The following is an 8,025-nucleotide window of genomic DNA, read 5'->3' on the forward strand; positions in this document are numbered from 1 at the left end:
CATGGTCGAGTTATAATAAGGACAAGTTAGAAAACTCCAGTAAATACAAGGGGTTGCACTAATTTAGTCCTTATTTTTAACTCCCTGAAAAAGGGAAAAATAAGGCAGCGCTGTCATTCCAGAATATGAATTATTACAGATCCAGACTGGAAATGGATTTGTGTAAGACAAGAGTAAAAACAACAGAATTATTGTAATTATAGGACTGAATTAGCTCGCATGGAATATAGATTCCGGTTGTCTAATTCAGTCCTCTTTTTGATTGACGACGATGAAAGGTGATGAAAAATGGCTAGAATTATTTCTATTGTAAACCAAAAAGGGGGAACGGGAAAATCCGCATGTACAGCTAATTTAGCAGTAGGATTAGCACAAAAGAATATGAAAGTGTTGATTGTAGATGCCGATCCACAGTCTGATGTATCCGCAGGATTTGGATATCGTGATTGTGATGACAGTAATGAAACACTTACAGCTCTTATGGATGCAGTAATGAAAGATGAAGATATTCCTTCAGACTGTTATATCAGACATCAGGCAGAGGGAATAGATATTATCTGTTCTAACATTGGACTGGCAGGTACGGAAGTACAGTTGGTAAATGCAATGAGCAGGGAATATGTATTGAAACAGATTTTATATGGTATCAAGGATCAATATGATGCAGTCATTATTGACTGTATGCCATCATTGGGAATGATTACGATCAATGCGCTGGCTGCATCAGATGAAGTCCTCATTCCAGTTGAAGCGTCCTACCTGCCAATCAAAGGCTTGCAGCAGTTGTTAAAAACGATCGGTAAGGTTCGTAAGCAGATTAATCCGAAGTTGCAAGTCGGTGGGATTCTGTTCACGATGGTCGATGCGCATACAAATGATGCCAGAAATAATATGGAACTTCTCAGAAATGTATATGGAAGTCAAATTCATATCTTTGATAATTATATTCCATTTTCTGTAAGAATGAAGGAAGCAGTCAGAGAAGGACAGAGTATTTTCTCTTATGATCCGAAAGGCAAAGCTACAGAGGCTTATCGGAGAGTGACGGAGGAGGTGCTAGAAGATGCCATCTAAAAAAAGAGCAACTCCAATTTCCTTACAGCCACTTGATGCGTTGTTTGGAACAAACGAAGAAACAAACAATGGAATTTGCGAGATAAAAATAGGAAGCCTTCATCCATTTCCAAATCACCCGTTTCAAGTAAAAGATGATAAGAAAATGGAAGAATTATCAGAAAGCATTACACAATATGGCGTGTTGGTTCCTGGTATTGTGCGGTTGAGAGAGTCTGGTGGTTATGAGCTGGTAGCTGGTCATCGGCGAAAACGAGCATGTGAACTTGCTGGACTAGAGAAAATGCCGGTTATCATCAAAGATCTTACAGATGATGAAGCGACGGTGATTATGGTAGATTCCAACATTCAACGAGAAGAGCTGCTGATCAGCGAAAAGGCATTTGCTTATAAAATGAAATATGAGGCGTTAAAGCGTCAGGGAAAACGATCTGATTTAACTTCTTGCCAAGTTGGCAAGAAGTTGGCGGCAGAAGAAGTCAGTCAGAATACAGGAGATAGTTCCAGACAGATTCTTCGATATATTCATCTGACAGAGTTAGTAGCAGAGCTATTAGAATTGGCAGACGAGAAGAAGCTTCCCTTTAACACAGCTGTTGAACTTTCTTATTTGAGAACTGAAGAGCAGCAGATATTATTTCAGTATATGAGTAATCACAATATGGTACCTTCCATGAAGCAGGCAAAGGAATTGAAGCAGATTTCAAAAGAGCGGATGTTGACGTATTCAGAAATTGACCAGATTTGCATGAATGAAAGTACTGAAAAAGTTCAGGTGCAGATTCCGGCGAAGAAATTGAAACAATATTTTCCAGATACATATACAAAGACTCAGATGGAAGAAATTATATTTATGCTTCTGGCATCGTGGGCAGAAAGAGAGGGTAAAGAATGAGCAATGAAGATATGGCAAGGAGAATACAAGTCTATCTGAAAAAGATAGAAAAGATACGTGTTAAACGGATAAAAAGAGAGAAGTTTAAACATTTGTTGAAAACATTAGGATTATCAGCAGGAAGGAAGTGAAAGTATGGCTTTAAAAATTGTACGAAGATATGATGCGAACGGAAGGGAGCTTACGGAGAAAGATCTGGAAACCTTTCGATTGGATTCTCCTGTGGTTAGAGAAATATTGGCAAACCTTAATCGGGAGGTGGCGGAAGGAATCAGACAAAAAATCGATTCTGCCACTGGCATTTATGGTATTCTGGTTTTGGATGACAAAAACAATTATGAAGGTCAGTGGACAGACGGATTGGTTCTGGTGGGTATTTATTGCTGGACTTCCATTTGGAATACATAAAATGCGGTTGATTCTGATTCCGAGAGGAATGGATACCACAGCAACACTTGGGATGGCTGCATTAAGTGTCATCATTGGAGCATTGATTGGAAGCATCATGATTCCAGTGTATGTGATTAGAGCGATATACGTGTTTATACGGTATGTCATTGGAAAATAGAATATTAGATTGATAAGAGGCAGGCTTGCGAAAACAAAAATCGTAAGGCTGCCTCTTTTTTTGTGCTTAAAACCAGGCAATTCAGGGGAAGTCCCTTTTGCAAATATATATTCTTGGAGGATTTTTAATATGAGAGAGCGAATTGAAAGTAAGCATGTAACTAAGGAAATCAAAAGTCAGATGCCAGTAATTCCGGTGGAAATTGTTAAAGAAAGAGGCTGTACGTTCTGCCCGTATTATCTGGGCAATTATGAGAAACAGCCACGTTGTATGATGAAAACCTGTGCCTGGGATGATGAAAATGAACGTTTCCATCCAGTTCTTCGTGAACTGATCCCATTTTATAAAGAGAAGATGGAAAAAGCAGAAGAAAAGTTCCTTGCAATGAAAAAGATTTATACAACACTGTTAGGAATGTTTGCCGATGAAATGAAGCAAGAAGAGTTGGAAAAAGATGAATGTTACGGATGTGCCTATGGAAAATGTGGACCATGTATCGGCATCTGTTACAAATCAATGAAAGCATAGGAGGGTTACGCCAATGAATACAACAGTTATTTCCGGGCGATTGGTAAGAAATCCCGGATACAACGAAGTGGAGAATGAAAAAGGACTTCATAAGATTGCCAAGTTTGTTCTGGCAGTCAGAAGAAATTATTCCGATGAAGTCAGTTTCATTCCGGTAAAGGCTTTTGCAAAGAAAGCAGAATTTGCCAGAGATTATCTGATGCAGGGCACGAAGGTCATGGTGGAAGGCGAGATTGTCACAGGTAATTATGAAGATAAGGATACCGGGAAAAAGATTTATACCACCGAAGTGTATGCAAACCGGATTGAATTCGCAGGTGCAAAAATGGTTGACAGACCACCGTTTCCAGAAGATGCGGAAGGGTTCTTAGAGATCCCAGAGGGCATGGAAGAAGAAATGCCGTTTAGATAGAGGAGGATAAAAGATGGTTTCAGTAGATCAGGCGTATATGGTAGGGCATATGAAAAATGCCGATGGAAGTATCAATAACAAAAATGTAGTGCTGTCAGCAGCATGTGAAGCAGCGGAACTGTTCCAGTGCATGATGTCAGTAAATCAGAAACTGGAGGACTGGCAGAGATTTAACCACACCTTGGAGCAGCATCTTAGAAGTGTGGAATGTGAGAAAATCCATGATATTTGTCAGGCAGTATATGGAATGAAACATCCGTCCGATGAACTGGAAGGATTGTATCTGGCAAGAGAGGATGAACAGATATGCCTTCTGTACTATCAGGTATTTGTAGGGATGTTGGAAATCAATATTAATTCAGCCGAAGTGCTGTACAAACAGAAGGAGGAAACAATCAATGAGTAAGATGGAGTATATGCCGGTAGATTGTCTGCAGGTGCCGAAGGTGCTGTTCCAGATGGAAAAATACAAAAATCTGTCAAATACAGCAAAGATTTTATACAGCTTATTTCTGGATCGTTTGAAATTTGCGGTGCAGAATGGTTGGGTAGATGGTAAGGGGGATTTGTATGTAATTTATCCAAAAAGTGAAATGAAGAAAGACCTGAATACAACCAGATATGGGGTAGATCAGGCAGTACAGGAACTGGTGGAGGTTGGAAATCTGGTGCGTATCATTCCGAACAATGGAAAAGCAAACCACTTTTATATCAACGATATTTATGAAAATGAGATGGAGGAAGAATCAATGATGACATTAGACAGCATTATGGCAAATATGCCGATGGAAGAAAGAGAAATCATTATGGACAAAATGGTGAAAGCATCCAGAGATATTCTGGAAACAATTGCAGATATGGGATATCTGGATGAATATGGGACACCACTGACTTCAATGGAAGAAAGAAATTATCGAGATGAGCTGGGACAGCTTGATGTTGATCAGATTTCCTGTGATGGCTATGAATTTGGCATGGATCTGGCGTTTGGAATTCTTGAAGAGAATGAGGAAAATGCTGATAGAGTACTGGATATTCAGAAATATGTGAACAGGCAGAATAAAAAGTGTTCAAAAAAGAAATTTATGAAAGTTTTGGAGACTCTGGTACACGCAATAGGAAATGATGAAGGATTTATTGCCGATATGTATGCGTGTGATAAAGAGGCTAGGAAAATCTATTTGGAAGAGGCGATGAATGCATTCAATTATGTGCTTGATGAATTATGTCATGGTACAGGTAGTGCGGCAAATTGTGATTTCGATGTAGAAGAGTAGGAAAATATTATGGCAGATTTTGAATATTTCAGAGCAGAAGAATCTGACCAGTTTTCTTTTTTTCGGATACCAAAAGCTCTGTTCACAGAAAAAGAGTTTGCAAGCCTGTCCACAGACGCAAAGCTCCTTTACGGAATTCTGCTTGATCGAATCAGCCTATCCAAGAAAAATGGTTGGATTGACGGTGATGGTTATGTCTATATTATTTACACGATCGCAGAATTGCAGGAGCTGTTGCGAATGTCGCATACGACAGTGACAAAGCTTCTTTATGAGCTTGACAGTGTGCATGGGATTGGATTGATCGAACGGTATCGGCAGGGGAATAATCGTCCTTCTGTCATATATGTGAAAAATTTTGTGAAACGGATCAGAGGAAAGCCAGTAAGATACGTTGCTTCTGGAACGCCAGAAACTGGAAATCCAGACTGCAAAGAATTGGAAATCCGGATTGCAAGAAACTGGAAGTCCGGAACGCAAAAAAATAGAAGTCCGGACTGCAAGAATCTGGATGGAAGTAATACTAAGATAAATAAGACTGAAAAGAATCATACTGATAAGAGTAAGGGCAATACTTCCGCTTTGGAAGAAAAATTCAGTCTGTATGGGAGATTTAAAAATGTTGTTCTGTCGGAAGCTGAACTGCGGGAGTTGATGATGCTTTTTCCATGGGATTACCAGAAACGAATTGATCATCTTTCTGTTTATATGAAATCCAGTGGAAAAGAATATCAGAACCATTTTGCAACAATCTGTCTTTGGGCAGAACGGGATGGAGCCAGGGCAGGAATGGATAAATATGAATTTCAGGAAGGAGAAAGCCTGTGATGGAAAATAAAGTAACAGCAGATTATCTGGACAAAGAGGGATGTCTTCATTGTGGCATCTGTGGAAAAAGAAAACAGATGAAAGTCAGTCTGATGGGATTTGAGCATGTAGTGTCCTGTTTGTGCGAATGCGAGGTGAAAGCCAGACAGGAACTGGATGAGAAGATGCAGCGGGAAGAAGCACAGCGGCTGCTTTATCAGAGAAAATCCGTCGGACTTCGGGAAAGAAGATTCTGGGAATGGAAATTTGAAAATGACAATGGAAGCAACCAGAAGACACTAATTGCCAGGCAGTATGTAGAAAACTGGACAGATATGAAGAGAAAAAATGTAGGATTGCTTTTGATGGGACCAGTTGGAACTGGGAAAAGTTTCTTTGCAGGCTGTATTGCAAATGCACTTTTGGAACAGGGAGAACGTGTCATGATGACGAATTTTTCCAGGATTTTAAATGAAATGACCAGCTATCAGGCAGATAAGAACCAGATTATACAAAATCTTGTGGATTATCCGCTGCTGATTATTGATGATTTAGGAATAGAACGAAATTCTGAGTTTGCTTTGGAGCAGGTCTATAATGTGATAGACAGCCGCTATTGTAAAATGCTTCCGCTGATCATAACAACGAATCTGGGACTGAATGAAATGAAATCCACAGATTTGGATACTGCCCATCAGCGTATTTACAGTAGAATACTTGAAATGTGTGTTCCCATCTATTGTGGTGGAGAAGATAAGAGAAAAGAAGAAGGGACAGAAAAACTCGTACAGGTGCAGAACCTGATTACCGGTTAATTTGTCTTTTTTTATTAAAGGGGGTGATTGCCATGATTACAGATCTGGACAGCAGTTGAATCGCTGAAAGGAGGGAAAAGTCATGCAGGAAGAGGTAACTCAGAAAACGGTCACGTTCTGTATTCGGGCTACTAAGATTACAGCAGACCTGTTGAAAAAGGTTCTTGTTGCGTATCTGCGTCATCAGAAGCAGAAATCAGTAGAGAAGAAAGCACAGAAAAATCAGCCGAAACAGGGAAAGGTCACGGTAAAAGAGCTGGCAAAACAGAATGCCGGGATGGTCAATATCGAGATCACGGACAAAAATATCAAGTCCTTTGAACGGTATGCCAGAAAATACGGGATCAATTATGCTCTGAAAAAAGACAAGAGCAAAGAGCCTCCGGTTTATCTGGTATTCTTCAAGGGACGTGATCAGGATGCACTCAATGCTGCTTTCCGTGAGTTTTCCCAGAAACAGATTCAAAAAGCGAATAAACCTTCTATTCATAAGCGTCTTGCAGCTTACCGGGCAATGATGCCAAAGAAATCGAAGGACAAAGTAAAGAACCGGCATCAGGAGCAGAGCCGATGAAAAAGCAAATCGGTAAAAATCTGATGCAAAAATGGAAGAATAAGATCAGGGTCAGGCTGTCCGCCCTGGATAAAAAGAAACTGGTTCTTACAAATATTCCTTATGCTCTGGCTGCTTTCTATGCAGACCGGGCGTTTTTTCTTTACCGGAACAGTCCGGGAGAAGATATGGGGAACAAACTATTATATGCAATGGAACACGCAGACCGGATTTTTGCTGGTTTTGTGTTAAGCAATAACTGGAAAGATCTGCTAGCAGGTATTGTTGTTGCAGTCGTTCTGAAAGTGTTGGTCTGGCAGAAACAGGCAGATGCAAAGAAACTCCGGAAAGGAATCGAGTATGGTTCAGCCAGATGGGGAAATGCAGAGGATATCAAGCCTTATATGTCAGAAGATCCATGGATGAACATTCCATTGACAGCAACAGAAGCATTGACTATGGAAAGTAGACCTAAACAGCCAAAGTATGCAAGAAATAAAAATATAGTGGTCATCGGCGGCAGTGGTTCCGGTAAGACACGTTTTTTTGTAAAACCATCGGTCATGCAAATGAACTGTTCCATGGTCATTACAGATCCGAAAGGCACTTTGATTGAAGAGTGCGGGAAGATGTTAGCAAAGGGACCACCTAAGAAAGATAAGAATGGAAATATCATGAAAGATAAATCTGGAAAAGTGGTACATGAGCCATATGTGATTAAGGTTCTGAATACCATCAATTTTTCCAAGTCCCTTCATTACAATCCATTTGCTTATATACGGTCTGAAAAAGATATCCTGAAGCTGGTGACAACAATCATTGTGAATACCAAAGGCGAAGGGGAAAAAGCTTCCGAAGATTTCTGGGTGAAAGCAGAGAAATTGCTGTACACAGCACTGATTGCTTTTATCTGGTATGAAGGGGATGAAGAGGAAAAGAACCTGAATACCCTTCTGGATCTTTTGAATGAAAGCGAAACCCGTGAAGAGGATGAAACTTACCAGAATCCTGTGGATATGATGTTCCAGGAACTGGAAGAAAGAGATCCGCAGCACTTTGCGGTCAGACAGTATAAAAAATATAAAATGGCGGCTGG

At 40.1% G+C, this 8,025-nt stretch carries 13 protein-coding genes; all 13 read left to right on the plus strand.

The features are described from left to right. Positions 1-288: 288 nt before the first annotated feature. Complete coding sequence (locus WMO62_RS15235) at positions 289-1,074, plus strand: ParA family protein (protein WP_015529850.1); 786 nt, start codon at positions 289-291, stop codon at positions 1,072-1,074. Further along, complete coding sequence (locus tag WMO62_RS15240; RefSeq protein WP_055039907.1) at positions 1,064-1,969, plus strand: ParB/RepB/Spo0J family partition protein; 906 nt, start codon at positions 1,064-1,066, stop codon at positions 1,967-1,969. The genes WMO62_RS15235 and WMO62_RS15240 overlap by 11 nt, the downstream gene beginning before the upstream one ends. After that, positions 1,966-2,100, plus strand: a complete 135-nt coding sequence (locus WMO62_RS15245) for a hypothetical protein (RefSeq protein WP_255494039.1) — start codon at positions 1,966-1,968, stop codon at positions 2,098-2,100. The genes WMO62_RS15240 and WMO62_RS15245 overlap by 4 nt, the downstream gene beginning before the upstream one ends. Before the next feature lie 4 nt (positions 2,101-2,104). Continuing rightward, complete coding sequence (locus WMO62_RS15250; RefSeq protein ID WP_349145220.1) at positions 2,105-2,377, plus strand: hypothetical protein; 273 nt, start codon at positions 2,105-2,107, stop codon at positions 2,375-2,377. Beyond that, positions 2,307-2,537 (plus strand): DUF6050 family protein, encoded by a 231-nt coding sequence (locus tag WMO62_RS15255; RefSeq protein ID WP_349145219.1) that lies wholly within the window; start codon positions 2,307-2,309, stop codon positions 2,535-2,537. Before WMO62_RS15250 ends, WMO62_RS15255 begins: the two co-directional genes overlap by 71 nt. Before the next feature lie 129 nt (positions 2,538-2,666). Continuing rightward, positions 2,667-3,065, plus strand: a complete 399-nt coding sequence (locus tag WMO62_RS15260) for a hypothetical protein (RefSeq protein ID WP_044921493.1) — start codon at positions 2,667-2,669, stop codon at positions 3,063-3,065. Between the two features lie 13 nt (positions 3,066-3,078). Further along, the gene (locus WMO62_RS15265) at positions 3,079-3,477 is read left to right on the plus strand and encodes a single-stranded DNA-binding protein (protein ID WP_005344165.1); all 399 of its coding nucleotides are present in this window, start codon (positions 3,079-3,081) and stop codon (positions 3,475-3,477) included. Positions 3,478-3,490: 13 nt separating this feature from the next. Continuing rightward, positions 3,491-3,883: a hypothetical protein gene (locus tag WMO62_RS15270; RefSeq protein WP_055060295.1), complete on the plus strand. Its 393-nt coding sequence runs from the start codon at positions 3,491-3,493 to the stop codon at positions 3,881-3,883. Continuing rightward, positions 3,876-4,754, plus strand: a complete 879-nt coding sequence (locus WMO62_RS15275) for a replication initiator protein A (protein ID WP_109273656.1) — start codon at positions 3,876-3,878, stop codon at positions 4,752-4,754. The genes WMO62_RS15270 and WMO62_RS15275 overlap by 8 nt, the downstream gene beginning before the upstream one ends. Before the next feature lie 9 nt (positions 4,755-4,763). Further along, positions 4,764-5,582 (plus strand): replication initiator protein A, encoded by an 819-nt coding sequence (locus tag WMO62_RS15280; RefSeq protein WP_216244430.1) that lies wholly within the window; start codon positions 4,764-4,766, stop codon positions 5,580-5,582. After that, the gene (locus WMO62_RS15285) at positions 5,582-6,376 is read left to right on the plus strand and encodes an ATP-binding protein (RefSeq protein ID WP_118440636.1); all 795 of its coding nucleotides are present in this window, start codon (positions 5,582-5,584) and stop codon (positions 6,374-6,376) included. Before WMO62_RS15280 ends, WMO62_RS15285 begins: the two co-directional genes overlap by 1 nt. Positions 6,377-6,458: 82 nt before the next feature. Next, positions 6,459-6,950, plus strand: coding sequence for a PcfB family protein (locus WMO62_RS15290; protein WP_109273659.1), 492 nt, complete (start codon positions 6,459-6,461; stop codon positions 6,948-6,950). Beyond that, positions 6,947-8,025 (plus strand): type IV secretory system conjugative DNA transfer family protein (locus tag WMO62_RS15295; protein WP_349145218.1); only part of this gene is annotated, 1,079 nt, incomplete at its 3' end. The genes WMO62_RS15290 and WMO62_RS15295, both read left to right, overlap by 4 nt.

The organism is Hominiventricola aquisgranensis, from assembly GCF_040096225.1.
Lineage (GTDB): Bacteria > Bacillota > Clostridia > Lachnospirales > Lachnospiraceae > Hominiventricola > Hominiventricola aquisgranensis.